At 43.9% G+C, this 380-nt stretch carries 1 pseudogene; it reads right to left on the bottom strand.

Features of this window, described 5'->3' with window-relative positions:
• A pseudogene (locus tag ACODS7_RS32780) lies at positions 1–380 on the bottom strand (portal protein); the annotation flags it as partial.

Here is a 380-nt window from a genome sequence, read left to right as displayed (position 1 = left end):
ATAAACGCTTCCCCTTTCACACTTCCGGGTATCGGAATATCACCAAAGAGAAAGAATGGTATGTCACCTGCATGTTCATCCATATCCAGTAATTGTCCACCCGCAATCGTAACTTTCAATCCATTTGGATGCTTCCCACATGGTTTTACCCACATTTCATCTACCATTGCCATGTTCGGTCGTTTTTTACTTGTCGAGTTGAATCCATTTTGCGGTGTAACATCGAAGGCAGCCGCCAATCCTACATTCTCATCTGCCGACACATCTTTCCCATACCGTTCTTTGATATAATCAATGTCACGTGGCTTTCTTTCCACAATCCAACGGATTTCCTCATCCATTTCAGCTCCTGGATCTACATACAACGTAAGTGGGTCGCA

It is taken from the genome of Bacillus sp. FG16 (assembly GCF_057809515.1).
This window is presented reverse-complemented; position numbering and strand designations above follow the sequence as displayed.